We start from the raw sequence: 26,025 nt of genomic DNA on the forward strand, positions 1-26,025 counted from the left end.
TCTCCAATGCGGGGGATGGGTGGGGCGCTGCGACCGATTCTAGAAGCGTGCCGTTTTTGTCACAATGATCATGTTTCGAAGCTTGCGTTGCCGGAAAGGCAAAGCGTTACCGCACCGTTGCAACTGATTCAATCGAGGCGTCCCGAATGGCACGTTCACTGCATGGCATCGCGCTGCGATATTTCGTCGAAGTCGCGCGCAGCGGCTCGCTGAGCGACGCGTCCGAACGGCTGCATGTCGCGGTATCGGCGCTCAGCCGGCAGATCGCGCGGCTCGAGAGCGAACTCGGCGTCACGCTGTTCGAGCGGCGTCCGCGCGGCATGGCGCTGTCCGAGGCCGGCGAGCGGCTGCTTGCGTATGCGCAACGCAGCCTGCTCGAAGCCGAACACGTGATGAAGGAGCTCAGCGGTCTCGCGAGCCTGCACGGCAGTCGGATCAAGATCGCGACCGCCGAGGGCTTCGCGGTCGACTTCCTGCCCGCGGCGATCGCGGATTTCCGCGCCGAGCACCCCGGCATCGATTTCACACTGACCGTGATGTCGCCGGCCGACGCGACCCGCCATGTGCGCGACGGTGACGTCGACATTGCGTTGTCGTTCAGCCTCGCGCCGGAGAAAGGCGTCAAGGTCGAGCACACCGAACCCGCGCCGGTGTTCGTGCTGGTGCGCGCCGATCATCCGCTCGCGGCGCGCGCGAAGCTGTCGCTCGCCGAGGTGAGCCGTTATCCGCTGGTGTTGTCGGAGGCCGGCACCACGCTTCGTCAATTGATCGACATCACATGCGCGCTCGAAGGCATCCTGCTCGAGCCGGACCTGATCTGCAACAACAGCGGCGCGAGTTATCGCTATGCGCAGAAGTCCGGCGCGATCATGTTCACGGGGCTGCTGTCGGTGCGCGACCGCTATGCCGACGACGGCTTCGTCGTGATTCCGCTGACCGACCCGCAGATGCGCCAGCGCAGCATCCAGGTACAGACGATGGCGGGGCGCGAGTTGCCGCCGTCGGTGCGGGCGTTTCGCGACCATCTGATCGCGCGGATCGAGGGTCCGAAGCCGGCCGGGGCGCAGGCGTCGAAGACGGACCGCGGGCGCGGCAAGCGCGCGCCGCGGCGCCCGCGAGCCGATGCATGAAATGCGACACATGCCACGCAATAAGCGGCAAATGTTCTCCCGGAATCCGAATCACGACCTAAACTGTGGTGGACGGCAAAGACGGCCCTCAGAAAACGGCCCTGATGGTGCGCGCCACGATCGGGGGAAACGGCACAACAATGGCGGTCGAAGCGCGGACCGGCCGCGCAGCCCGCGATGCTGCAATGCACCCAGGCGGCAACAGATGGACCCAAAAAGAAACGCGGCGCGTCGACCCGATGGCGCGTTGCCCACAACAGAGCGATAGGACCAACACATCCATGGCGCAACAGAAAACCAATCCGAAACTCGAGCAGGCGCTCACGCGCGGTGATCTCGCGATCCGCCAGGCAAACTCGGCGAGAGCGACCGCGCTGTTGCGTGCGCTCGCCAAGATGATCGTCGATGCGTCGGCGACCATCGGCGTGGAAGCCTTCACACTGATTCACGACGGCGACAAGATCTACGATCCCGCCGATGGTCTATGGCCGCAGGCGCTGCTGATCTCGCTCGACGGTCCGGTCGAGGATGCCGATCCCGACGAATTGCGCACGGTGCGGCTGATCGCGGACGATCCGGCCACCGTGTTCCGCGTCGAGTGGCAGCGCGCCGATGGCAAGATCGGGCGTCACGAGGGCGGCCCATTCGCGACGGTCGCGTTCATCTCCGACGTCGACATTCCGTGGACCGATGACGAGGACTGAGCGCGCGACGATAGCAAACGCGCATCGCGCCGCCCCGCGCGCTCGGCTTACTTCATCATGCGGCGCCGAAACAGGATCGCCGACACGATAAAGCCGCCGACCGCATAAGCGGCCAGCACGCTCACATGCAGCGCCGCGTGCTCCATCGGCCGGCCGAGCATCGCCGGGCGCATCAGATCGACCGCGTTGGCGAGCGGCAGCGCGGCGGTCACCGCTTGCGCGGCGCCGGGCAGTTGCGAGATCGGAAAGAACACGCCGGAGAGCAACAGCATCGGCGTGAGCACGAGTGTCTGATAGAACATGAAAAAGTCGTACGACGGCGCGAGCGCCGTCACGATCATCGCGAGGCTCGCGAACGCGAGACCGGCCAGCACGATGACCGGCAGCGCGAGCAGCATCGACGGAAAACTCGCATAGCCGAGCGCGCCCGCTACAAGCATGATCGCCACCCCAGACAACACCGATTTGCTGGCGGCCCACACCACCTCGCCGAGCACGATATCGCCGAGCGTGAGCGGCGTATGCATGATCGCCTCCCACGTGCGCTGCACGTGCATGCGCGAAAAGCCCGAATACATCGACTCGAAGCTCGCCGACATCATCACGCTCGACGCCACCGTGCCCGCCGCGAGGAACGAGATATACGACACGCCGTCGACGTGCCCGACCATTAGCCCGAGCCCGAGGCCGAGGCCGAACAGATAGATCATCGGATCGGCGAGGTTGCCGAACATCGACGCGATCGCGAGCTTCTTCCACACCAGATAGTTGCGGCGCCACACCGCGATCCAGTTCGTGGCGTTGGCGGGGAAGGCGCCGAACGGCTCTTGCGCCGATGGCGTGCCTTCTTGGGTTTCGTAGGTGCGTGCGTCCATCAAGTGTCTCGCTGCGGGTTCAGTCCTGCATTTCGCGGCCCGTGAGCCGCAGAAATACATCCTCGAGATTCGCCGGCCGATGCAGATAGCGCAGATCCGCGCGCTGCTTCAGGCGCATATGCACGGGCTGCGCGTCATTCACGTAACAGAACAGGGTCTCGCCGCTGATCTCGGTGCGCTCGGCGAGCGGGGCGAGTTCGTCGCGCAATGCAAACGGATCGGGACCGTAGATCTCGATCACGTCGCAGCCGATCTCGGACTCGATCAGCTCGCGCGGCGCACCTTCGGCGATCTTGCGTCCTTCCTCGATCACGCACAGTCGATGACAAAGTCGTTCGGCTTCTTCCATGAAGTGCGTGGTCAGCAGGATGGTCTTGCCGCGCGCGAGCAGCGAGCGCAGCCGCTCCCAGATCAGATGGCGCGCCTGCGGGTCGAGACCGGTGGTCGGCTCGTCCATGATCAGCACGTCGGGATCGTTGATCAGCGCGCGCGCGAGCGTGAGGCGCCGCTTCATGCCGCCGGACAGTTCGCTCACGCGCGCGTCCGCCTTGTTCTCGAGGCGGGCGAATTCGAGCAGACCCGGAACGGCCGCGCGACACTGGGCGGCGCTCAGGCCGAAATAGCGGCCGAACACGAGCAGATTCTCGCGCACGGTGAAATCGGGATCGAGGTTGTCGAACTGCGGCACCACGCCCACGCGCGAGCGCGCGAGGCGCGCGCGGCCCGGGATCGACTCGCCGCATAGGCGGATCGCGCCGGCGTCGGGGGCCGCGATGCCGAGCAGCATGCGCAGCGTCGTGGTCTTGCCTGCGCCGTTGGGGCCGAGCAGTCCGAAGCATTCGCCGGTGTTTACATGAAACGACAATCCGTCGACGACGGTTTTTTCGCCGTAGCTTTTCCTGACCTGATGGAATTCGATGGGGGCGGCGGGCATGACTCGAGCGAGGCTCCGAAGGAAGGCATAACGTACGCGCAAGACACACAACATACCTGCGACGCACGCATTTCGCACGTGAGGCCGCTTATTCTAGGGCATCGGCCACTGATGCGAGCGGGGGTCCTGGAACGCATAATGCGTGGGCTGCGATGCGTTCGCATACGAAGTTTTGCGGTGCCGCAAACGTGTGCGAATACTGCCTCAGGTGGCCCAACGCTTGTGCAGACGGCTTCAGCACGCACCGACTATGCACTTAGCGTTTTCCATCCCTTGCAAGCCGAATTGCGGCGCACCATGATTGATTCAGACCGCGCTTTCCGCGCGAATGGGAGAAGACAGATGGCGAGCTACCAGAAAATCCTGTTGTGCTACGACGGCTCGCGCGAAGGCCGCAAAGCCCTGCGTTGCGGCGCCGATCTGGCATTGGACCTGAAGGCGGAAACGCATCTGCTGTCGGTCGTCGACATGCGTTCCAGCATCGCGCAAAGCGCGGGCTTATTGACCGATGTAGCGTGCGGAAGTTTCGAAAAAACGGCCCGCGAGATTCTGCAGGAGGGCGTGAACTGGCTGACCGAGCGAGGCGTGAACGCGCAGGGGCATTTCGCGTTCGGTCATCCGATCGACGAGATCGCCAATCTTGCCAACGAGTTGCACGTCGACCTCGTGGTGGTGGGTCATCGCTGCCGGACTGGTTTGTCGCGGTGGTGGATGGGAGCGGGCAATACGCCGCTGCTGGACCGCGTGTCGTGCAGCATTCTGGTGGCGTGCTCGTCGGCGCAGGAGCAGCAGCAGGCGGCTGCGGCGTAATTCGCACAACCCTGTCACGCGGCTGGCCGCAATGGCCAGCCCGCGCATCCCTTCAGTTCACGGCTTGAACCTCACTCGTTCAGATTGATGGCCGCGAGTTTCCACGTGACCAGACCTTCACGACGAAAGATCGCCGAATAGTTCGCGTTGCCTTCGCCGCGCCGGTACGTGACAACGAACTCGTTGAGACTGCGATAGCCGGCCGTGCTTTGACGCCCGGGGGGCGGCGCGCTTGCCTGAGTGGTGGTGTCGCCCGCGGCTGGTGCTCCGCCGCCCGCGGCTGGCGGCGCGGACGGTTGTTCGCCCGGGGTGCCACGCGGCGGCATGCCGTTCAGCAGTGCCGCGACGCCGTCGGGTGTCGCATAGGCATCGACGAGCGGGCCGATCAGTGTCACGCCGATCACCGCGCCGATCGTGGCCATCTTGTTGCCGGCATCCGCCTCGAGTCGGCGTGTCAGCATGGCGCCCACCTGCTGCTTCAGGCTATCGCGTAGCGCGGGGAAGTCGACGTACTGATTGACGGTTTGCGCGTCGCGCGCGTCTGCCGCGCGTTTGAGATTGTTCACCGCGAGATACGGTGACGCGTAAATAAACCCCAGCGCGGCAATCACGATCACCACGATCAGCGTGATCAGCAGCGGCCGGGTGGCGCTGCCCTGTGTGCGTTTCGGAATTGTCATCGATGGGACTCCACGTCAGTGATGATCTAACGTCGACCACGGCGAGGTCGAAACGATCCCATCCCACGCGAATCTCTGAACATCCGAAGTGCTTATTGCATGCGTGCTCAGGAATCGCTCAGGCTTCGAACACCGCGCCGTGCACGTTGGCTTCGTCGGCTATGCAACGATCGATCATACGGCATACGGCGTCGACCGTGCCGACCATGATCAGTCGCGACGGACCATGATAGACCCGCACCGGAGCGCGGCGCGCGGGCTCCGCGATATTCAGCGCCGAATTCAGCGATACGCGCGCAAACGCCGGCAACGACGACGGCAGACCGCAAGCTTCGGCAGGCACGTCGAACAGCGACGGCGTGCGCGCCGAGGACACCTCGATCGGCGCGCAAGGCGTGAGCTTGCGCAGATGGCGCAGACGGCCGAACTGGCGAAAAGGCAGCAGGCGGGCAAGGCGTTCCATGAGTCTCTCCAGACGATGCGGCTTAAATGCGCGGCGTAATGCGGGCGTAAATGCGGCTTGGGTCGGACACACCGGCGCGAGCGTTCCGGCGACAGCGAAAAATCAGAACTCGCTGGGGCGAATCAGTCCGACCGCGATCCCTTCGAGCGCGAAATCCGCGCTGCCGGTTTCCACGAAGATGTTGTCGTAGTCGGGGTTTTCGGCGATCAGCTCGATGCCGTTCGGCCGGCGCTTCAGACGCTTGACCGTCACGTCGTCGCCAAGCCGCGCAATGATGATCTGGCCGTCTTTCGCCTCGCTGCGCTTTTGCACCGCGAGCAGGTCGCCGTCGAGAATGCCCGCGTCGCGCATCGACAGGCCGCGCACCTTCAGCAGGTAGTCGGGCTTGCTCGAGAAGAGCGCCGGGTCGCACGCGTAGTGCTGCGAGATATGTTCCTGCGCGAGGATCGGGCTACCCGCCGCAACCCGGCCGATCAGCGGCAGTGACAACTGCATCAGGCCCGCATGCGGCAGCGTGAACTGGTGCGGCGCATCCTCCTGCCCGGACAGCAGGCGGATGCCGCGCGACGCGCCGGCCGCCAGTTCGATCACGCCCTTGCGCGCCAGCGCGCGCAGATGCTCTTCCGCGGAATTGGCCGAGCTGAAACCGAGCTCGGCGGCAATCTCCGCGCGAGTGGGCGGAAAGCCGGTGCGTTCGATCGCGCGGCGGATCAGATCGAAAACCTGCTGCTGTCGTGCGGTGAGTTTTGTCATGGCCACTGTATGTATGAACAGGTGACTGTATTTTTATACAGTATTCGGCGCATTTCAAGCTTTACTTTAAGTTCGACGCAAGGGGCGCGCTGGGGCGTCGTTTATCGGCGACATGGCGGCGATTTCGGCGTCTGAACAGCCGGCGCGTCTGCCGTTACCACTTTTGGGCATTAAAACATGAAGAAACATTATTTTTAATGATGAAAGGCCTTCGATAGACTGGCCCCCGGGTTGGCGCTCATGTGCACGTGACCGCGACGCAAAACGACACCGGACGCTCAACAGCGGACATCACGCGGAGAAAAACTGAAATGAACCATCGGCATACGGGGCTTGCGGCTCGAACCAAAAAACTGATCACGGCGCTTGCCGTCGGCGCGGCGGGTACGCTCGGCATGTTGGGCGCTAGCGGTGTCGCGCACGCCGACACCACGATTCTGAACGTGTCCTACGATCCGACGCGCGAGCTGTATCAGGACATCAATCAGGCATTCGGCAAGGAATGGAAGGCCAAGACCGGCGAAGCCGTCACCTTCAAGCAGTCTCACGGCGGCTCGGGCGCGCAGGCTCGCTCCGTGGTCGACGGTCTGCAGGCCGACGTCGTGACGCTCGCGCTCGCATATGACATCGACGCCATCGCGAACAAGGGGCTCGTCGACAAGAACTGGCAGAAGCGTCTGCCGGACAACGCCTCGCCGTACACGTCGACGATCGTGTTCCTCGTGCGCAAGGGCAACCCGAAGCACATCAAGGATTGGGACGATCTGGTGAAGCCGGGCGTGTCGATCGTGACGCCGAATCCGAAGACCTCCGGCGGCGCGCGCTGGAACTACCTGGCCGCGTGGGCGTACGCCGCGCATCAGCCGGGCGGCAACGATCAGAAGGCCAAGGAGTTCGTCGGCAAGCTGTACAAGAACGCCGGCGTGCTCGATTCGGGCGCGCGCGGCGCGACCACCAGCTTCGTGCAGCGCGATATCGGCGACGTGCTGATCGCGTGGGAAAACGAGGCATTCCTGTCGGTGAAGGAGTTCGGTCCGGATAAGTTCGAGATCGTGGTGCCGTCGGTGAGCATCCTGGCCGAGCCGCCGGTCGCGGTGGTCGACAAGGTCGTCGACAAACACGGCACGCGCAAGCTGGCCGACGCGTATCTGAACTTCCTGTATAGCGAGGAAGGCCAGGAGATCGCCGCGCGCAATTTCTATCGTCCGCGTTCGAACAAGGTGCCGGCCGATCTGACCGCGAAGTTTCCGAAGCTGAAGCTCTACACGATCGACGATTCGTTCGGCGGCTGGACCAACGCGCAGAAGACCCATTTCGCGGACGGCGGCGTGTTCGATTCGATTTATCAGCCGCAGTAAGAACCACCGCCTGAATCACGGGCATAGGCAAAAGGGCGCGCCCAATGGGCGCGCTTTCGGCTAACCGGGGTCCGGTGGCCAGCAAGGCGGGAATACCGCAGTACCGCAACACAGCAAAACGAACCACCGCGCGAGCAGCAACCATGAACGAGTATCCAGCATGACCACGTTGACCTTCCGCAAGCCGAGCGCATTGCCCGGCTTTGGCCTGACACTCGGCATCACGGTGGCTTATTTGAGCCTCGTGGTGCTGATTCCATTGGCGGCGACCTTTCTGAAAACCGCGACGCTCGACTGGGACCAGTTCGTGCGCGCGGTCACGTCGCCGCGCGTACTCGCGTCCTATCGGCTGACGTTCTTCTCAGCGCTCGGCGGCGCGCTGATCAACGCGGTGTTCGGCTTTCTCGTCGCGTGGGTGCTGGTGCGCTACACGTTTCCGTTCAAGCGCATCGTCGATGCGGTCGTCGATCTGCCGTTCGCGCTGCCTACTTCGGTCGCGGGCATCTCGCTCGCCGCCGTGTATGCGGGCAACGGCTGGATCGGCCAGTTCCTCGTGCCGCTCGGCATCAAGATCGCGTTCACGCCGGCCGGCGTGCTGGTCGCGCTGACCTTCATCGGGCTGCCGTTCGTCGTGCGCACGGTGCAGCCGGTGCTCGAGGAGTTCGAGCGCGAGCAGGAGGAGGCGGCGGCGTGCCTCGGCGCGTCGCGCTGGCTGACGTTTCGCCGCGTCGTGCTGCCGGCCGTGTTCCCGGCGCTGCTGACCGGCTTCGCGCTCGCGTTCGCGCGCGCGCTCGGCGAATACGGCTCGGTGATCTTCATCGCGGGGAACGTGCCGATGAAGTCGGAGATCACGTCGCTTCTGATCATCACGAAGCTCGAACAATACGACTACGCGGGCGCGACGGCGCTCGCGGTCGTGATGCTGGTCGTGTCGTTCCTGATGCTGCTGCTGATCAACACGCTGCAGTGGTGGCTGCAGCGGCGCACGAGCCGCGGCAATGCCGGTCCGGCGCCAGCGGCGACGAGCGTCGCGGCAATCGGTGGAGGTGTGCAATGAGCCGCGTTCCGACCAACCCGGCGAGCGTCGCGCGTCGCCCCGATCCGGTCAGTGAGTCGCCCGTCGTGCGCTGGCTGCTGATTGGCGTCGCACTGCTGTTTCTGACGCTGTTCCTCGTCGTGCCGCTCGCCGCGGTGTTCTATCAGGCACTGAACAAGGGGCTGCGTTTTTACTTCGAAGCGCTCGCCGATCCGGATGCGCTGTCGGCGATCAAGCTGACGCTGCTCACCGCGGCGATCGCGGTGCCGCTGAACCTCGTATTCGGCCTCGCGGCGTCGTGGTGTATCGCGAAGTTCGAGTTCCGTGGCAAGGCACTGCTGACCACGCTGATCGACCTGCCGTTTTCGGTGTCGCCGGTGATCTCCGGTCTGATCTACGTGCTGATGTTCGGCGCGCAGGGCTGGTTCGGCCCGTGGCTCGAAGACCGCAACGTGCAGATCATTTTCGCGGTGCCGGGCATCGTGCTCGCGACGATCTTCGTCACGTTCCCGTTCGTCGCGCGCGAGCTGATTCCGCTGATGCAGGCGCAGGGCAACGACGAGGAAGAAGCCGCGCACGTGCTCGGCGCATCGGGCTGGCAGACGTTCCGTCGTGTGACGCTGCCGAACGTCAAGTGGGGCCTGCTGTACGGCGTGATTCTGTGCAATGCGCGGGCGATGGGCGAGTTCGGCGCGGTGTCGGTGGTGTCCGGCCATATTCGCGGGCAGACGGACACGATGCCGCTGCACGTCGAAATCCTCTACAACGAGTACAACTTCTCGGCCGCGTTCGCCGTGGCCTCGCTGCTCGCGCTGCTGGCGCTGGTCACGCTGGGGCTCAAGCTGCTGGCCGAGCGCCATATGTCGGCGGAACTGTCTGCGGCGCGTGAGGTGCCCGCGCATGCGGGGCCGGCGCCGGCCGATGCATCACAGGCCAATAGCGCGCAGTCCGCTTCTCGTTCGTTTTTCGTCAACGCCACGCCTGCGTCGCAGCGACATCCGCTCAAGCAAGGAGAGCTGTAAATGGGTATCACCGTTCGTAACCTGCAAAAGCGCTTCGGCGATTTCGTCGCGCTCGACAACGTGTCGCTCGACTTTCCGCCGGGCGAACTCGTCGCGCTGCTCGGGCCATCGGGTTGCGGCAAGACGACCTTGCTGCGTGTGATCGCCGGCCTCGAATACGCGGACGGCGGCCAGGTCGAGCTGCTAGGCCAGGACGTCGCGGCGGTCGGCGCGCGCGAGCGTGAGGTGGGCTTCGTGTTTCAGCATTACGCGCTGTTCCGTCATATGACGGTGTTCGAGAACGTCGCGTTCGGCCTGCGCGTAAAGCCGCGCAAGGAACGTCCGTCGGAGAAGGTGATTCGCGAGAAGGTGCATGAACTGCTGAAGCTTGTGCAGCTCGATTGGCTCGCGCAACGCTATCCGTCTGAGCTGTCCGGTGGTCAGCGGCAACGCATTGCGCTCGCGCGCGCGTTGGCCGTCGAGCCGAAGGTGCTGCTGCTCGACGAGCCGTTCGGCGCGCTCGACGCGAAGGTGCGCAAGGAACTGCGCAGCTGGCTGCGCCGTTTGCATGACGATCTGCATATCTCGACGATCTTCGTCACGCACGATCAGGAAGAAGCGCTCGAAGTAGCCGATCGCATCGTCGTGCTCAATCGCGGGCATGTCGAGCAGGTGGGCAGCCCGCAGGACGTGTACGACCATCCGCAGACGCCGTTCGTGTACGAGTTTCTCGGCGCGGCGAACCGTCTGCACGGCAACGTCGATGCGCAAGGTTTCGTCGTCGATGGCGCCGCGCTGCCGGTCTCCATTTCGGCGGGTTTCAGTGGCCCCGCGTTCGCCTATGTGCGGCCGCATGACCTGCAGTTGTATCCGCAGGCGGCCGGGCATCGCGACGGCATCGTCGTCGACGTGCGGCGCGTGGTGACGCTCGGCGGCTCGGTGCGCGTCGAACTCGCGGGTCGCGAGGGCAATCTGCTCGAAGCCGAACTCGATCGCGAAACGTGGCGCGATCTGCAACTCGCGGTCGGCGACGGCGTGACCGCGGTGCCTCGCGCGCTGCGGGTGTTTCCGGCGCAGTGAGAGGGCAGCGCCGCGGTGTGGCGCTCGAACCGGAAGAAAAACGTATCAGCCGTCGCACCGAGTGGTCCCATTTGGCGTTCGGCGGCTCTAATAACTCAACTCTGGCAGAACCGGAGACCCAACGATGAATTTCCAGCAATTGCGCTTCGTGCGCGAGGCCGTGCGGCAGAACATGAACCTGACCGAAGTGGCGAACGTGCTGTACACGTCGCAGTCGGGCGTGTCGAAGCAGATCAAGGATCTCGAGGACGAACTCGGCGTCGACATTTTCGTTCGCCGCGGCAAGCGGCTGACGGGCCTCACCGAACCGGGCAAGGCCGTGCATCAGTTGATCGAGCGGATGCTGCTCGATGCGGAGAATCTGCGCCGCGTCGCGCGTCAATACGCGGATCAGGACAGCGGACACCTCGTTGTCGCGACCACCCATACGCAGGCGCGTTATGCGTTGCCGAAGGTGGTTCGCCAGTTCACGTCGGTGTTCCCGAAAGTGCATCTGGCGCTGCGCCAGGGCAGCCCGCAGCAGATCGCGCAGATGATCATCAACGGCGAGGCCGATATCGGCATCTCGACCGAGGCGCTCGACCGCTTCCCCGACATCGTCACGTTCCCGTGCTATTCGTGGCATCACGTGGTGGTGGTGCCGAAGGATCATCCGCTGGTCGGCCGTGAAAACCTGACGCTCGACGAGATCGCCGAATTCCCGATCGTCACGTACGACCAGGATTTCACGGGCCGCTCGCATATCGACCAGGCATTCGCGAAAGCAGGCGCGTTGCCCGACGTCGTGCTGACCGCGATCGACGCCGACGTGATCAAGACCTACGTCGAGCTCGGCATGGGCATCGGCGTGGTCGCGGCGATGGCCTACGATCCGAAGCGCGACACCGAACTCGTCGCGCTGGATACGCAGCATCTGTTCGAGGCGAGCACGACGCGCGTCGGTCTGCGCAAGGGCGCGTTCCTGCGTGCGTACGCGTATCGGCTGATCGAGATGTTCGCGCCGCAACTGAGCGAGACCGATATCGCGGCGCAGTTGCGCGAGGCCGCTTAAGCCTCGCGCTTTCACGCATGGCGGCGCGCGATGCATCGCTTACAATCGCCGCCATGAATACCTCGACTTCCTCTCTCCCGACTCCTCCCTGCACGCCGGGCGCCACTTCCTCGTTGCCGCGCATCGCCGTGCTCGCGACTGGCGGCACGATCGCCGGCGCCGCACCGGATGCCGCCAATACGTCCGGCTATCAGGCGGGCGTCGTCGGCGTCGATCAGTTGCTCGCGGCGGTGCCGGCGCTGTCGACGGTCGCGCGCATCGCGCCGGAGCAGATCGCCAGCGTCGATAGCAAGGACATGGCGCTGCCGCTGTGGACCACGCTCGCGCAACGTATCAACACGCTGCTCGCGACGGACGACGTCGACGGCGTGGTCGTCACGCATGGCACCGACACGCTCGAAGAAACCGCCTACCTGCTGCATCTGACCGTCAAGTCGGACAAGCCCGTCGTGCTGACCGCGGCGATGCGGCCGGCGTCGGCGCTATCGGCCGATGGTCCGTTGAATCTGCTGAACGCGGTGACGGTCGCGGCGCATGCGGCTGCGCGCGGGCAGGGCGTGCTGGTCGCATTCAACAACCGCATCCATTGCGCGCGCGACGTCGTGAAGACGAGCACCTATGCGGTCGACGCGTTCCAGTCGCCGGAAATCGGTGCGCTCGGTTGGGTGCAGGATGGCCGCGTCGAGTTTCAGCGCGGCGTGGTGCGCGCGCATACGCTTGCGAGCGGGTTCGCGATCGATACGGTGTGGCCGCACGTGGAGATCGTCGCGAGCTATGCGGGTGTGTCGCGCATTGCCGTCGACGCGCTCGTCGCCGCGGGCGTGCGCGGCATCGTAGTCGCGGGCACGGGCAATGGCTCGATCCATCAGGCGTTGCAGCAGGCGCTCGCCGAGGCGGTGTCGCGCGGGATCGCGGTAGTGCGCTCGTCGCGTGTGGGCTCGGGACATGTGATGCGCAACGGCGCCGCCGCTGACGATGCGCTCGGCTTCGTCAGCGCCGGTACGCTGAATCCGTACAAGGCGCGCGTGCTGTTGATGCTGGCGCTGGCAGCGGGCCATGCGGCGCCGGCTGCGTTGCAGCGGGTGTTCGATACCTACTGATTGACGAATCCGACAGCCGGACACCCGACGACGACGTCTGACCGACCAAGGCTTCCTCGGCGTCGCCGGGTGCCGCTGCGGACCCCACTTGCCGCTCTCAGCCCAGAGCGGCGCGATTTGCCCGTTTTCCCGCGCCAGCAGCCTAAGCCGCCGGGCGACGAACGGGCGCCCCACTTGTGCTCATCATCCCCTCGCGGATGCCGAAGCGGTCATCAGCGCAATCGACGACGAGATCAATCACACAGGAACCACGAAGCGAGACCTCAAGCCGCCTTCGCTTCGTTGCTGTCCGGCGTTTGCGCGACCTCATGATTCGCCATGATCTCGAGCGCGCGCACCATCGCCGAGTGATCCCACGCCTTGCCGCCATTCGCCGCACAGACGCTGAACAACTGCTGCGCGCTCGCGGTATGCGGCAGCGCGATGCCAAGCTTGCGCGCGCCATCGAGCGCGAGATTCAGGTCCTTCTGATGCAGTTCGATTCGAAAGCCCGGATTGAACGTGCGCTTCGTCATGCGCTCGCCATGCACTTCGAGAATCCGCGATGACGCGAAGCCGCCCATCAACGCGCGGCGCACGCGCTCCGGATCGGCGCCCGAGCGCGACGCGAACAGCAGCGCTTCCGCGACCGCTTCGATGTTCAGCGCCACGATGATCTGGTTCGCGACCTTGCAGGTCTGACCCGCGCCGTTCTCGCCGATCAGCGAGATGTTCTTGCCCATCAGTTCGAACAGCGGCTTGGCTAGCGCAAAGGCTTTTTCGGGGCCGCCGACCATGATCGTCAGCGATGCATCGCGCGCGCCGATTTCGCCGCCGGACACCGGTGCATCGAGATAGTCGACGCCTAGCGCGTTGATCTTCTTCGCGAACGCCTGAGTGTCGAGCGGCGAGATCGAGCTCATGTCGATCACGAGCTTGCCTTTGGTGAGACCCGCGGCGACGCCGTCGTCGGCGAACAGCACGTTGGCGACGTCAGGCGTGTCCGGCACCATGATGATGACGATGTCGGCGGCCTGCGCGACCGCGGTCGAACTGGCGACTACGTTTGTGCTCTTCGCGATGTCGTCCGGCACCGGATACGCGCCGTTCACGAACAGCGTGTGACCGCCCTTGATGAGGTTGCGCGCCATGTGGGCGCCCATGATGCCGAGTCCGATGAAGCCGATCTTTGCCATGTGTGTGAATCTCCAGGGTTATAGGGGGCGTGCGTTGAGCCCAACGCGTCTCAAGCCGCCGCGTGCGCCGCGCCGCGCGCCTGACCGGCCACGCTTTGCACCCAGCCGAGGCCGGCCTCGGTCGTCGTGCGCGGCTTGTATTCGCAACCGACGTAGCCGTCGTAGCCGAGCGAGTCGAGCAGCGCGAACAGATACGGATAGTTGATCTCGCCGGTGCCCGGCTCGTGCCGTCCGGGGTTGTCCGCGAGCTGGATATGCGCGATCTGCGCGAGGTTCTTTTCGATCGTCGCCGCGAGTTCGCCTTCCATCCGCTGCATGTGATAGATGTCGTATTGCAGGAACAGATTGTCCGAGCCGACCTCGCGAATCACGTCGAGTCCATCGCGTGAACGGTTCAGCGCGAAGCCCGGGATATCGTATGAGTTGCACGGCTCGACGAGCAGCCGGATGCCGGCCTTCTTCAACTCGCGCGCGGCAAAGCGCAGGTTGTCGACGATCGTCGCGCGGGCGGTGTCGGCAGAGATGTTCGCGCCCGGAATGCCGACGAGGCAGTTCAGTTGCGGCACCTTCAACGCGCTTGCGTATTCGATCGCACGTCCGACGCCTTCCTGGAACTCGGCGACCCGCTCGGGCAGACACGCGATGCCGCGTTCGCCGGCTTCCCAGTTGCCCGCCGGCAGGTTGTGCAGCACCAGCTTCAGGCGGTTCTGCTGCAGACGTTCGCTCAATTCGGCGATCGAATACGGATACGGGAACAGGAATTCGACGGCGTGAAAGCCGGCATTGGCTGCTGCCGCGAAACGGTCGAGGAACGGCACTTCGTTGAACAGCATCGTCAGGTTCGCTGCGAATTTTGGCATGGTGCGTTTGTCTCTCAGGTCGGTCAGGGAATGGCGCGCCGGGCGTGATGAGGCGAGGGCGCGGAGCGTGAGCTCGGCCCTCGCGCATCGTGCGCGCTGAATGCTGCGGATACCGCGAAGGCGCGACGCTCAGTCGAGCAGGCTGATCGCGGTCGGCGCGTCCTCGCGCTTCTCGGCGAGTTCCTCGAACTCGTTGATCGCGTCGATCTCGGTGCCCATCGAGATGTTGGTCACGCGCTCGAGAATCACTTCGACGATCACCGGCACGTTGAACTCGGCGAGCATCGACTGCGCTTTTTGCAGCGCCGGCTTCAACTCTTCCGGCTTGAACACGCGAATCGCCTTGCAGCCCAGACCTTCGGCGACCGCGACGTGATCGACGCCATAGCCGTTGGTCTCCGGTGAATTGATGTTCTCGAAGCCGAGCTGCACGCAGTAGTCCATTTCGAACGCGCGCTGGGCCTGGCGGATCAGCCCGAGGTACGAGTTGTTCACGACGACATGCACGTACGGCAGCTTGAATTGCGCGCCGGCCGCGAGCTCTTCGATCATGAACTGGAAGTCGTAGTCGCCGGACAGCGCGACGATCGGCCGTTGCGGATCGGCCGCGCGCACGCCGAGCGCCGCCGGAATCGTCCAGCCGAGCGGGCCCGCCTGGCCGCAGTTGATCCAGTTGCGCGCCTTGTACACGTGCAGGAATTGCGCGGCGGCGATCTGCGACAAGCCGATGGTGCTCACGTAGCAGGTATCGCGGCCGAACACCTGGTTCATCTCTTCGTAGACGCGCTGCGGCTTCATCGGCACGTTGTCGAAGTGGGTCTTGCGCAGCATCGTGCGCTTGCGTTGCTGGCAATCGGCGACCCACGCGCTGCGATCCTTCAGCTTGCCCGCGGCCTTCCACTCGCCGGCGACTTCGACGAACAGTTCGAGCGCGGCCTTCGCGTCCGACACGATGCCGAGATCCGGGCCGAACACACGGCCGATCTGCGTCGGTTCGATATCGACATGCACGAACTTGCGGCCCTTCGTATAGACATCGACGCTGCCGGTGTGACGGTTGGCCCAGCGGTTGCCGATGCCGAGCACGAAGTCGGACGCGAGCATCGTTGCGTTGCCGTAGCGATGCGAGGTCTGCAGACCGACCATGCCGGCCATCAGCGGATGGTCGTCGGGAATCGCGCCCCAGGACATCAGCGTCGGGATCACCGGCACGCCCACCGTTTCGGCGAACTTCACGAGCAGATCTTCGGCCACCGCGTTCAACACACCGCCGCCCGATACGATCAACGGCTTGTCGGCATCGTTGAGCAGCGTCAGCGCCGCTTCGATCTGCTTGCGGGTCGCCTTCGGCTTGTAGACCGGCAGCGGTTCGTACGTGTCGATATCGAATTCGATTTCGGCGAGCTGCACGTCGATCGGCAAGTCGACCAGCACCGGACCCGGACGGCCCGAGCGCATCAGATGGAACGCCTGCTGGAACACGCGCGGCACCAGCGCCGGTTCGCGCACGGTCACGGCCCACTTGGTGACGGGCTTCGCGATCGCTTCGATATCGACGGCCTGGAAGTCTTCCTTGTACAGACGCGCGCGTGGCGCCTGACCTGTGATAGCCAGAATAGGAATCGAGTCGGCCTGAGCGGAATACAAACCGGTGATCATGTCGGTGCCGGCGGGGCCCGATGTGCCGATGCATACGCCGATGTTGCCCGGCTGGGCACGCGTATAGCCCTCGGCCATGTGCGATGCGCCCTCGACGTGACGCGCGAGCACGTGGCTGATGCCGCCGGCTTTGCGCATCGCCGAGTAGAACGGGTTGATCGCCGCGCCCGGCACGCCGAACGCGGTATCGATGCCTTCTTTTTCGAGCACCAGAACGGCGGCGTCGACGGCTCTCATCTTGGCCATGAATGTCTCCTCAATGTCGGTAATTACGTCGGTTGAGGGACACTGTAGGGCTGCGCCAAAGGTTTGATAAGATCAGTCCGGGTCGCTTATTCCGAAACAAAAAGTATGGAATGGCGTGACGCCCGGCGCACGGCCGCCATCGGCCCGGCAACAGACAGGTGGGAGACGAGCATGGACCGCTTCAAACAGATCGAAACCTTCGTGCGGGTCGCCGATGCGGGCAGTCTCGCGGCGGCGGCGCTCGAGGAGGGCGTGTCGCCGGTGATTCTCGGGCGGCGTATCGACGCGCTGGAGAAGCGCCTCGGCGTGAAGCTGATGTATCGCACGACGCGGCGGCTGGTGGTCAGCGAGGACGGCGCCGCGTTTCTCGAACGCTGCCGCGGTCTCCTCAGCGAATGGGATCAGGCGGAAAACGAACTGAGCGCGGGGCGCCGCGCGGTGAACGGCCATCTGATCGTGTCGGCGCCGGCCGCGTTCGGCCGCAAGCACGTCGCGCCGCTCGCGCCCGCGTTTTTGCGCGACAAACCCGGGTTGCAGATGTCGTTCAATCTGACCGACCGGGTCGTCGATCTGGTGCGCGAGGGTTACGACCTGTCGATTCGCATCGGCGGCACGGTCGATCCGAACTTCGTCGCGGTGAAGCTGGCGTCGAACCGGCGTGTGGTGTGCGGTACGCCCGAGTATTTCCGCCGTCACGGCAAGCCGAAGACGCTCGAGGACCTGCCGGCCCACAACTGCCTCGCGTTCAATCTGCAAGGCGGGCAGAACCGCGGCTGGTACTTCCGCCGCAACGGCAAGCTCGCGACGGTGCGAGTAGGCGGCTCGCTCGACTGCAACGATGGCGAACTGCTGCATCGCTGGGTTTCGGAAGGGCTCGGACTCGGCTGGCGCTCGACATGGGAAATCCAGCAGCAGCTCGCGCGCGGCGAGCTCGAAACCGTGCTCGACGAGTATGCGCTGCCCGATTACGACATCCTTGCTGTCTATCCGCAGCAGCGCTACGTGCCGGCGCGGGTGCGCTATTTCATCGACTATCTGAAAGACGTGTACGCGAGCGACGACTACTGGAACCGGCCGTCGTACTAGCGGGCGTACTAGTTGGCGGGAGGCGCGCGGGCGAGCCCGAACTTTTGGCGATTCTCGGCGGAAGTCGGGAATAAACTGGGTCTATGGCCAGTTCTGCTGTGAAAGACACGTCAGCAACGACACCACGCGGGGCGCTCGACAGCAGCGACCCGCACGACGCAGCCGCCATGCCCTTGGAGGGACCCACGTGGTCCAGACCGACTCAGACGCCGCCAGCGCGCGCGGCGAGCCAAATGCTGGCACCGACGCCGATGCCGATGCAGCGAAAAGCCGCCGCTTCCAGCAGCTGGCGTTGCCGCATCTCGACGCCGCGTACAACCTCGCGCGCTGGCTGTGCGGCAATCCGAACGATGCCGAGGACGTCGTGCAGGAAGCGTTCATGCGCGCGTTCCGCTTCTTCGATACGTTTCGCGGCGACTCCGCGCGGCCTTGGCTGCTCGCGATCGTGCGCCGCACCTGGTACACGGAATGGCGGCGGCGCGCGCCGTCGCACGACATGCTCGAATTCGACGAAACGATGGACGATGCGACCCTCGACGGCTGGAGCGCTGGCGGCGACGATCCGCAGACGCTGCTGATCCGCGACGAGGACGTGCGACTGGTGCACGATGCGCTGGCGCTTTTGCCGGTCGAGTATCGCGAGGTGCTGATCTTGCGTGAGCTCGAAGAGATGGGATATCGGGAGATCGCGGTGGTGGCCGACGTGCCGATCGGTACGGTGATGTCGCGGCTCGCGCGTGGGCGGCGCAAGCTGGCGGAGGTGTTGATGGCGCAGCAGCGAGGCGGAGGGGAGCAGGGTGGCAAGGGGCGCAAGGGCGGGCAGGGTAGCCGGCCGGAGGCGCGGTCGGATCGGGACGCGCAATCCGGGCGACTCGCGAGGTCGGCGGCCACCGCGCCGCCTGCACCCTGCGCCCAGCCGGCCAGAAGTTCAGGCGACGGTCGCCCGGCATCGTCGGCGGGTATGCCCGCCACCGCAACAGTGACACAGCTCCGGGCGTTTGCCGACGGCCGGCCCCTCAACATTCCCGGCGCTGCCGCCGACCCCGCTCAGGAGACGCCGGATGGACTGTAACGAAGCTCGGCCGCTCCTCGATGCGAATGCCGATCACGAACTGCCGGCGCCCGATGCGCGCCGGGTCCAGCAGCATATCGAGGGCTGCGACGACTGCCGGCGCGCGAGCGACAACGTGCGCGCGCTGAGCGGCGCGCTGCGCGCGGCGCCGTATCATCGGGCGCCGCAGTCGTTGCGGGCGCGGATCGTGGCGGGCTTGCCCGGCGTCGGCGACGAAGGGTCCGCGGTGTCGGCCGCGACGGCCGCGCCTGACGATGCACCGAAGGAGTCTGCCGCCGGGATGACGCAGCCGCCGACGCAGCGACCTCGGCGTCAGCGTCGCGGGGCGCGGTGGCCCGGCTGGCTCGACGGATGGCTCGGGGGCTTCGGCGACCCGCTCGGCGCGGGCGGTGCAAACCGCGCGGCGTCTCGCGGCGGCCTCGCGGCACTGGTGATCGCGTTGTGCGCGGCCGCCGCGGTGCTGACGCTGACGCTGCACCGCCCGACCGCATCCTCGCCGTTCACCGACGAACTCGTCGAAAGCCATGTGCGCGCCCAGGTTTCCGGCCGCGACATCGACGTGATTTCGACCGACCGTCACACGGTGAAGCCATGGTTCAACGGCCGGCTCGACTACTCGCCGCCGGTCGAGGACCTCGCGGCGGCCGGCTTCGCGCTTCAGGGTGGCCGGCTCGACTACCTCGCGCATCAGCGGGTCGCGGTGCTCGTATACCGCTACGGCAAGCACGTAATCGACGTGTACGTGTTTCCGCAGTCCACGGCGGGGGGCGCGGCGCCAGCGGCGCTCGGTCACGACGGCTATTCGATCGCGCACTGGGACGCGGCGGGCATGACCTGGTGGGCGATCACGGACGCCGCGCCCGATGCGCTCACGGGCTTCGAAGCGGCGCTCAGAGCGCGCTTGCAGAGCGGCAGCCAACGCACGGAAGCCGGTTGACGGGACAAAAACAGCCCGGCTTCCGTGACCCGCCGCCCTAAGCTCTTGAAAACATGTCCGATTCCGCCGCCGAATCGGCGGAATACCTTGCAACCCGTCCCCATTCGGGTTACACTCTTCGGCTTCTCACTTGCCGCACCGGTTCCGACGCCCGGGCGGCTTCTATCCAAAAGTCAGCACAAGGAGTGTGTAATGCGTCATTACGAAATCGTCTTTATCGTGCATCCCGATCAAAGCGAGCAAGTGCCCGCCATGATCGAACGTTACAAGAGCACGATCACGTCGCACGGTGGTCAGATCCACCGCGTCGAAGACTGGGGCCGTCGCCAACTGGCCTACATGATCGAGAAACTCGCGAAGGCTCACTACGTCTGCATGAACATCGAGTGCGACCAGACCACGCTCGACGAGCTGGAACACGCGTTCAAGTTCAACGACGCCGTTCTGCGTCACCTCATCGTCAAGATGAAGAAGGCCGAAACCGGCCCGTCGCCGATGATGAAGGAAGTGCAGCGCGAAGAAGCCAAGAAGTCGGCAGCCGCTCAGCCGACCGAAGCGCAGGCTTAAGACACACTAGTTAAGCTACCAGATACGCAGCGTCGCTCCGCTCACGTACACGAAGGCATCTCAAGTACATGAACCGGCTGCAACTCACGGCGAGCGTCGTCGAACGCGAAGCGGTGCGGTATACCCCCGCCGGCGTTCCGATTGCAAGCTGCACGTTGCACCACCGCACGGAAGTCGTCGAGGCGGGCATTGCCCGTCAGGTCGAACTGACCGTGCAGGCGGTCGCCGCGGGCGAAGCGAGCGGTAAGCTCGAAAACTGTCAGATGGGCGTCGAAACGCTCTTCACAGGTTTTCTGGCTAAAAAGCACCGTAACGCGCGAACTCTGGTATTTCACATCACAGCATTGCAGGACATTGGAAAGGACTAATCATGCCCCGCCCGACTGGTAAGAAATTCGACAAGCGTCGTCAGCAACAGAACCCGCTCTTCAAGCGCAAGAAGTTCTGCCGTTTCACGGCCGCTGGCGTCGAGTACATCGACTACAAAGACATCGAAACGCTGAAGGACTTCATCGGCGAGAACGGCAAGATCACGCCGGCACGTCTCACGGGTACCAAGGCGCACTATCAACGCCAGCTGGACACGGCTATCAAGCGCGCGCGTTTCCTCGCGCTGATGCCGTACACCGACCAGCACAAGGCCTAACCCGACGACGCGATAAGGAGCATCCGAATGCAAATCATTCTTCTGGAAAAAGTCGTCAATCTGGGTAACCTGGGCGACATCGTGAAGGTCAAGGACGGTTACGCACGTAACTTCCTGATCCCGAACAAGCAAGCTCGCCGTGCAACGAAGGAAGCCCTGGCCGAATTCGAAGTGCGCCGCGCAGAACTCGAAAAGGTCGCCGCTGAAAAGCTGGCAGCCGCTCAGGCTCAAGGCGAAAAGCTGGCAGGTCAGACGGTTCAGATCAATCAGAAGGCTGGCGTCGACGGCCGTCTGTTCGGTTCGGTGACGAACGCTGACATCGCTGAAGCACTGGGCAAGCAAGGCTTCGCAGTGGAAAAGGCGCAAGTGCGTCTGCCGGAAGGCCCGCTGAAGATGGTTGGCGAGCACCCGGTTCAGGTTTCGCTGCACACCGACGTTCTCGTCGATGTGACGGTGGCGGTGATCGGCGAGCACGTCTAAGTCGAGCGCTGAGCATCACGCAGGATCAGCCAGCACTTCGCTGGTGAAGGGCAGGGGCCGGGTAACCGGCCCCTGCTTTTTTTGTGCCCGACTATCGGTCGTGTATCCCCGAGTTGGCGTTTTTTCCGCTCGCAGCCGTCGTCGGATTGCCCGATAATTCCTCCCCATGAACGCACCGTCCAAAGATCCCCAACTCGAGTCGCTGAAAGTCCCCCCGCATTCGATCGAAGCCGAGCAATCGGTGCTGGGCGGCCTGCTGCTCGACAACGCGGCGTGGGACCGCATCGCCGACTTCCTCGCGCAGAGCGATTTTTACCGTTACGACCACCGCATCATCTTCGAGCACATCGGCAAGCTGATCGCGGCCACGCGTCCGGCCGACGTGGTCACCGTCTACGAAGCGCTCGGCACCTCGGGCAAGGCGGAAGAGGTCGGCGGCCTCGCTTACCTGAACGCGCTCGCGCAGAACACGCCGAGCGCGGCCAATATCCGCCGCTATGCGGAAATCGTGCGCGACCGTGCGGTGCTGCGCCGTCTCGTGTCGGTCGCCGATGAAATCTCCGCCGACGCGTTCAACCCGCAAGGCAAGGAAGTCCGGCAATTGCTGGACGAAGCGGAATCGAAGGTGTTCTCGATCGCCGAAGACGGCGCGCGCGGCACCCAGGGCTTCCTCGAAATCGGGCCGCTGCTGACCGAAGTGGTCGAACGCATCGACACGCTCTATCACACCGCCAATCCGAGCGACGTGACCGGCACGCCGACCGGCTTCGTCGATCTGGACCGCATGACTTCAGGCATGCACGGCGGTGAGCTGATCATCGTCGCGGGCCGTCCGTCGATGGGTAAGACGGCGTTTTCGATGAACATCGGCGAGTACGTCGCGGTCGAGTACGGACTGCCCGTCGCGGTGTTCTCGATGGAAATGCCGGGCACACAGCTCACGATGCGTATGCTCGGTTCGGTTGGCCGGCTCGATCAGCATCGCATGCGTACCGGGCGTCTGACCGACGAGGATTGGCCGAAGCTGACGCACGCGGTGCAGAAAATGAGCGAGGCGCAGATCTTCATCGACGAAACCGGCGGTCTGAACCCGATGGAACTGCGCTCGCGCGCGCGCCGGCTGTCGCGCCAATGCGGCAAGCTCGGGCTGATCATCATCGACTACCTGCAACTGATGAGCGGCTCGTCGTCGGGCGAAAACCGCGCGACCGAAATCTCGGAAATCTCGCGTTCGCTGAAGAGCCTCGCGAAGGAGCTCGACGTGCCGGTGATCGCATTGTCGCAGCTGAACCGCGGCCTCGAGCAGCGGCCGAACAAGCGGCCGATCATGTCGGACCTGCGCGAATCGGGCGCTATCGAACAGGACGCCGACGTGATCCTGTTCATCTACCGCGACGAAGTGTACAACCCGGACAGCCCCGACAAGGGCACTGCGGAGATCATCATCGGCAAGCAGCGGAATGGTCCGATCGGCCCTGTTCGACTCACGTTCCACGGTCAATACACGAAGTTCGATAATTTTGCGGGCGCGCAGAACTTCTACGGCGGCGAATGACGCGACGCGCCGTAGGCTGTTGTAACGGCGCTGTCGCGAGTGCGGCAATGATGGCGGAACGGTACAATATGGCGGTTTTATGTCAGCCATTACGTGACCCATTTCCAGGATCCCAATGTTCGGTCGATTCATGCCCACCGAGGGCAAGTTCTTTGAAATCTTCAATTCGCACGCAACGTGCATCATCTCGGCGAGCCGCGAACTCGAGCTCCTGATCGACAATCTGCAGGACGCCGAAATCCACAAGCAAAACGTGCAAAAGGCCGAGAAAGCGGCCGACAAGCTCACGCACGAAGCCATCGACCTGCTGCACAAGACTTTCATCACGCCGCTCGACCGTGACGAGATCCACAAGCTGATCACGACGATGGACGACATCCTCGACCTGATGGAGGACGTCGCCACTGCGATCTCGCTGTACGACGTCCAGGCGGTCACGTCGGAGGCGAGCCAGCTCGCGCATATCTGCACGGCGACCTGCGAACGCGTGCAGTTCGCGGTCAGCCTGCTGTCGGATATGAAGCAGGCGCGCCAGATCCTGAAGGCCTGCGAGGAAATCGACCGGCTCGAGTCGGAAGCCGACCGCGTGCTGCGCGCGGCGATGTCGAAGCTGTTCCGCGAGGAAGACGACGTGAAGGTCCTGATCAAGCTGAAGGCGATCTACGAGCTGCTCGAAACGATCACGGACAAGTGTGAGGATGTGGCGAACATCATCGAAGGCATCGTGCTGGAAAACGCATAATGCAATCGATACAACTCGCTATCTGGGTCGTAACCGGCCTGGTTGCCATTGCGCTGGTGTTCGACTTCATGAACGGCTTTCACGACGCGGCGAATTCGATCGCCACGGTCGTATCGACCGGCGTGCTGAAGCCGCAGCAGGCGGTGGCGTTCGCGGCGGCGTTCAACGTGATCGCGTATTTCGTGTTTCACCTGAAGGTGGCCGCAACCGTCGGCAAGGGCACGATCGATCCGGACATCGTCGACCATTACGTGATCTTCGGCGCGCTGATCGGCGCGATCGCGTGGAACGTGATCACCTGGGTCTACGGCATTCCGTCCAGTTCGTCGCACGCGCTGATCGGCGGGCTCGTGGGCGCGGCGCTCGCCAAGTCGGGCTGGGGGGCGCTGAACTGGGACGGTCTGATGAAGACCGTCGCGTTCATCTTCGTTTCGCCGCTGCTGGGCTTCGTGCTCGGCTCGTTCTTCATGCTGCTGGTGTCGTGGCTGTACTTCCGCACTCCGCCGAGCAAGGTCGACCGGCGCTTCCGCCGCCTGCAGCTGCTCTCCGCTGGCCTGTACAGCCTCGGTCATGGCGGCAACGACGCGCAGAAGACCATCGGCATCATCTGGATGCTGCTGATCGCCACCGGCTTCGCGTCGCTGAAGGCGGATGCGCCGCCGCTGTGGGTGATCGGCGGCTGCTATCTGTCGATGGGTCTCGGCACGCTGTTCGGCGGATGGCGCATCGTGCGCACGATGGGGCAGAAAATCACGAAGCTGAAGCCGGTCGGTGGCTTCTGTGCGGAGGCGGGCGGAGCGCTCACGCTGTTCACCGCGTCGGCGCTCGGTATTCCGGTCTCCACCACGCATACGATTACCGGCGCGATCGTCGGGGTCGGCGCGACCCAGAAGTTGAGCGCGGTGCGCTGGGGCGTCGCCGGTAACATCGTGTGGGCGTGGATTCTGACCATTCCGGCGTCCGCGCTGCTGTCCGGCGGCGCCTGGTGGCTGGGTCACCACTTCCTGTAATCACCGTGCGATGCAGGCCTGCGCTGCTCGATCTGGCTGACTCTGGCTGAACAGCACGCGCGGGCTTCGGCTTCCTGCCGCCCGTTGCATCGCTCCGGTTTCCTTGCGCAGTTCGATCAAGACGCGCTTGCGTCGTCCTGAAGGGCTGTCGCGCTGCTCGATCCGTTCAGATCAGCGGCGCGTTTGCACCGTCCATCGGGATGATCGCGCCCGTCACATAGCTTGCGCGGCGGCTCGCGAGGAACAGCGCCACGTCGGCGATTTCCTCCGGCTTTGCGTAGCGGCCGAGCGGCATCCGGGCCTGGCCGCGCGCCAGCGCTTCGTCGTTGCCGATGCCTTGCTGCGCCGCCTCCAGCCGGACCGCTTCCTCGACGCGCTCGGTCAGCGTCGCGCCCGGATTGATCGCGTTGATGCGGATGCCATAGCGCGCGTAGTAGTGCGCGAGGCCGACGGTTGCGAGCATCAGCGCCGCGTTGGCCGCGCCGCCCGCGATATGGATGTCGCTCGCGATCTTGCCGCCCATGCCGATGATATTGACGACCGTGCCCGGCTCGGCGCCGCCGTTGGCCTTCGCGCGCTCGGCCATACGGCGCAGCACCTCCTGCTGCGGATAGATATACGGGAAATACTTCGCTTCCATCGTCGCGCGGAATGCGTCGGCATCGAGCGTCTCGGGGTCGTACCGGCGCGCGGCGCCGGCGCTATTGATCAGCACGTCGATCGGGCCTACCGCGGTACTGACTTCCTCGACGATATCGGCGGCGCTGTGCGGCTCGTGCAGGTCGGCACGCGTGCGATGCACGTGGAATCCTTCCTGTTTCAGCTGTTCGTAGGCGCGCGCGAGGTTGGCGGGGTCGCGCGATACGATCGCGACCTTCGCGCCTTCCTGTGCGAAGGCCCGCGCGCAGGCGAAACCGATGCCTTTGCTGCCGCCGGTGATGAGCACCACTTTATTTTTGAGCCCGAGTTCCATGGTCGTTACCCGCCGTCGAAAGAATATCGATGACGATAGCAG

At 64.4% G+C, this 26,025-nt stretch carries 28 protein-coding genes; 19 read left to right on the top strand and 9 right to left on the bottom strand.

The genetic code is table 11. The features are described 5' to 3' along the window. Positions 1-146: 146 nt before the first annotated feature. The gene (locus GCT19_RS10980) at positions 147-1,130 is read left to right on the top strand and encodes a LysR family transcriptional regulator (protein ID WP_018432116.1); all 984 of its coding nucleotides are present in this window, start codon (positions 147-149) and stop codon (positions 1,128-1,130) included. Between the two features lie 281 nt (positions 1,131-1,411). Next, the gene (locus GCT19_RS10985) at positions 1,412-1,834 is read left to right on the top strand and encodes a hypothetical protein (RefSeq protein WP_013089291.1); all 423 of its coding nucleotides are present in this window, start codon (positions 1,412-1,414) and stop codon (positions 1,832-1,834) included. 47 nt (positions 1,835-1,881) lie between these two features. On the opposite strand, the gene GCT19_RS10990 is transcribed toward GCT19_RS10985, so the two are convergent. Together GCT19_RS10990 and nodI are read right to left on the bottom strand one after the other, a co-directional pair. After that, positions 1,882-2,709: an ABC transporter permease gene (locus GCT19_RS10990; protein WP_013089292.1), complete on the bottom strand. Its 828-nt coding sequence runs from the start codon at positions 2,707-2,709 to the stop codon at positions 1,882-1,884. Positions 2,710-2,728: 19 nt separating this feature from the next. Beyond that, the gene (gene nodI / locus GCT19_RS10995) at positions 2,729-3,643 is read right to left on the bottom strand and encodes a nodulation factor ABC transporter ATP-binding protein NodI (protein ID WP_018432114.1); all 915 of its coding nucleotides are present in this window, start codon (positions 3,641-3,643) and stop codon (positions 2,729-2,731) included. 342 nt (positions 3,644-3,985) lie between these two features. On the opposite strand from nodI, the gene GCT19_RS11000 reads away from it, so the two are divergent. After that, positions 3,986-4,453, top strand: a complete 468-nt coding sequence (locus GCT19_RS11000) for a universal stress protein (protein ID WP_013089294.1) — start codon at positions 3,986-3,988, stop codon at positions 4,451-4,453. A gap of 71 nt (positions 4,454-4,524) precedes the next feature. On the opposite strand, the gene GCT19_RS11005 is transcribed toward GCT19_RS11000, so the two are convergent. The 3 genes from GCT19_RS11005 to lexA form a co-directional block, all read right to left on the bottom strand. Then, complete coding sequence (locus GCT19_RS11005; protein WP_152851927.1) at positions 4,525-5,133, bottom strand: DUF2939 domain-containing protein; 609 nt, start codon at positions 5,131-5,133, stop codon at positions 4,525-4,527. A 118-nt stretch (positions 5,134-5,251) separates the two neighbouring features. Further along, entirely contained in the window at positions 5,252-5,596 is a 345-nt protein-coding gene (locus GCT19_RS11010; protein WP_152851929.1) for a hypothetical protein, read from the bottom strand. A gap of 102 nt (positions 5,597-5,698) precedes the next feature. After that, positions 5,699-6,349, bottom strand: coding sequence for a transcriptional repressor LexA (lexA, locus tag GCT19_RS11015; protein ID WP_008922406.1), 651 nt, complete (start codon positions 6,347-6,349; stop codon positions 5,699-5,701). Positions 6,350-6,660: 311 nt separating this feature from the next. On the opposite strand from lexA, the gene GCT19_RS11020 reads away from it, so the two are divergent. From GCT19_RS11020 to GCT19_RS11045, 6 genes are all read left to right on the top strand, one after another. Beyond that, the gene (locus GCT19_RS11020) at positions 6,661-7,707 is read left to right on the top strand and encodes a sulfate ABC transporter substrate-binding protein (protein ID WP_018432111.1); all 1,047 of its coding nucleotides are present in this window, start codon (positions 6,661-6,663) and stop codon (positions 7,705-7,707) included. Between the two features lie 160 nt (positions 7,708-7,867). Continuing rightward, entirely contained in the window at positions 7,868-8,764 is an 897-nt protein-coding gene (gene cysT / locus GCT19_RS11025; RefSeq protein ID WP_013089298.1) for a sulfate ABC transporter permease subunit CysT, read from the top strand. Continuing rightward, positions 8,761-9,765, top strand: coding sequence for a sulfate ABC transporter permease subunit CysW (gene cysW, locus GCT19_RS11030; protein WP_018432110.1), 1,005 nt, complete (start codon positions 8,761-8,763; stop codon positions 9,763-9,765). Before cysT ends, cysW begins: the two co-directional genes overlap by 4 nt. After that, positions 9,766-10,824, top strand: coding sequence for a sulfate/molybdate ABC transporter ATP-binding protein (locus tag GCT19_RS11035; protein ID WP_018432109.1), 1,059 nt, complete (start codon positions 9,766-9,768; stop codon positions 10,822-10,824). A gap of 124 nt (positions 10,825-10,948) precedes the next feature. Continuing rightward, the gene (locus tag GCT19_RS11040; protein WP_018432108.1) at positions 10,949-11,875 is read left to right on the top strand and encodes a CysB family HTH-type transcriptional regulator; all 927 of its coding nucleotides are present in this window, start codon (positions 10,949-10,951) and stop codon (positions 11,873-11,875) included. A gap of 53 nt (positions 11,876-11,928) precedes the next feature. Further along, positions 11,929-12,975, top strand: coding sequence for an asparaginase (locus GCT19_RS11045; protein WP_227749233.1), 1,047 nt, complete (start codon positions 11,929-11,931; stop codon positions 12,973-12,975). A gap of 263 nt (positions 12,976-13,238) precedes the next feature. Here GCT19_RS11045 and GCT19_RS11050 read toward each other — a convergent pair whose 3' ends face one another. The 3 genes from GCT19_RS11050 to gcl all read right to left on the bottom strand — a co-directional run bounded on the left by GCT19_RS11050 (position 13,239) and on the right by gcl (position 16,915). Beyond that, the gene (locus tag GCT19_RS11050) at positions 13,239-14,150 is read right to left on the bottom strand and encodes a 2-hydroxy-3-oxopropionate reductase (protein WP_152851933.1); all 912 of its coding nucleotides are present in this window, start codon (positions 14,148-14,150) and stop codon (positions 13,239-13,241) included. Positions 14,151-14,200: 50 nt separating this feature from the next. Continuing rightward, entirely contained in the window at positions 14,201-15,010 is an 810-nt protein-coding gene (gene hyi / locus GCT19_RS11055; protein ID WP_152851935.1) for a hydroxypyruvate isomerase, read from the bottom strand. A gap of 129 nt (positions 15,011-15,139) precedes the next feature. Continuing rightward, complete coding sequence (gcl, locus tag GCT19_RS11060) at positions 15,140-16,915, bottom strand: glyoxylate carboligase (RefSeq protein WP_152851937.1); 1,776 nt, start codon at positions 16,913-16,915, stop codon at positions 15,140-15,142. 171 nt (positions 16,916-17,086) lie between these two features. Here gcl and GCT19_RS11065 point away from each other — a divergent pair, with 171 nt between their 5' ends. From GCT19_RS11065 to GCT19_RS11110, 10 genes are all read left to right on the top strand, one after another. Continuing rightward, positions 17,087-18,001, top strand: coding sequence for a LysR family transcriptional regulator (locus tag GCT19_RS11065; RefSeq protein ID WP_018432103.1), 915 nt, complete (start codon positions 17,087-17,089; stop codon positions 17,999-18,001). 187 nt (positions 18,002-18,188) lie between these two features. Next, complete coding sequence (locus tag GCT19_RS11070) at positions 18,189-19,073, top strand: RNA polymerase sigma factor (protein WP_018432102.1); 885 nt, start codon at positions 18,189-18,191, stop codon at positions 19,071-19,073. Beyond that, a complete protein-coding gene (locus GCT19_RS11075) occupies positions 19,063-20,010 on the top strand; it encodes an anti-sigma factor family protein (protein ID WP_018432101.1) in 948 nt (315 codons plus the stop codon). The genes GCT19_RS11070 and GCT19_RS11075 overlap by 11 nt, the downstream gene beginning before the upstream one ends. 192 nt (positions 20,011-20,202) lie before the next feature. Then, positions 20,203-20,577, top strand: a complete 375-nt coding sequence (rpsF, locus tag GCT19_RS11080) for a 30S ribosomal protein S6 (RefSeq protein ID WP_013089311.1) — start codon at positions 20,203-20,205, stop codon at positions 20,575-20,577. A gap of 68 nt (positions 20,578-20,645) precedes the next feature. Beyond that, the gene (priB, locus tag GCT19_RS11085) at positions 20,646-20,945 is read left to right on the top strand and encodes a primosomal replication protein N (protein WP_013089312.1); all 300 of its coding nucleotides are present in this window, start codon (positions 20,646-20,648) and stop codon (positions 20,943-20,945) included. A gap of 2 nt (positions 20,946-20,947) precedes the next feature. Beyond that, the gene (gene rpsR / locus GCT19_RS11090; protein WP_008922421.1) at positions 20,948-21,223 is read left to right on the top strand and encodes a 30S ribosomal protein S18; all 276 of its coding nucleotides are present in this window, start codon (positions 20,948-20,950) and stop codon (positions 21,221-21,223) included. A 27-nt stretch (positions 21,224-21,250) separates the two neighbouring features. After that, on the top strand, positions 21,251-21,703 hold the full coding sequence (rplI, locus tag GCT19_RS11095; RefSeq protein WP_013089313.1) for a 50S ribosomal protein L9: 453 nt from the start codon (positions 21,251-21,253) through the stop codon (positions 21,701-21,703). Between the two features lie 166 nt (positions 21,704-21,869). Further along, on the top strand, positions 21,870-23,258 hold the full coding sequence (locus tag GCT19_RS11100) for a replicative DNA helicase (RefSeq protein ID WP_013089314.1): 1,389 nt from the start codon (positions 21,870-21,872) through the stop codon (positions 23,256-23,258). A gap of 115 nt (positions 23,259-23,373) precedes the next feature. Then, positions 23,374-24,000, top strand: coding sequence for a DUF47 domain-containing protein (locus GCT19_RS11105; protein ID WP_013089315.1), 627 nt, complete (start codon positions 23,374-23,376; stop codon positions 23,998-24,000). Continuing rightward, positions 24,000-25,010 (top strand): inorganic phosphate transporter, encoded by a 1,011-nt coding sequence (locus GCT19_RS11110; RefSeq protein ID WP_018432100.1) that lies wholly within the window; start codon positions 24,000-24,002, stop codon positions 25,008-25,010. The genes GCT19_RS11105 and GCT19_RS11110 overlap by 1 nt, the downstream gene beginning before the upstream one ends. Positions 25,011-25,176: 166 nt before the next feature. Here GCT19_RS11110 and GCT19_RS11115 read toward each other — a convergent pair whose 3' ends face one another. Then, entirely contained in the window at positions 25,177-25,983 is an 807-nt protein-coding gene (locus GCT19_RS11115; protein WP_013089317.1) for an SDR family NAD(P)-dependent oxidoreductase, read from the bottom strand. Positions 25,984-26,025: the final 42 nt, after the last annotated feature.

Origin of the sequence: Paraburkholderia atlantica, from assembly GCF_009362785.1 — a bacterium.
Classification (GTDB): domain Bacteria; phylum Pseudomonadota; class Gammaproteobacteria; order Burkholderiales; family Burkholderiaceae; genus Paraburkholderia; species Paraburkholderia atlantica.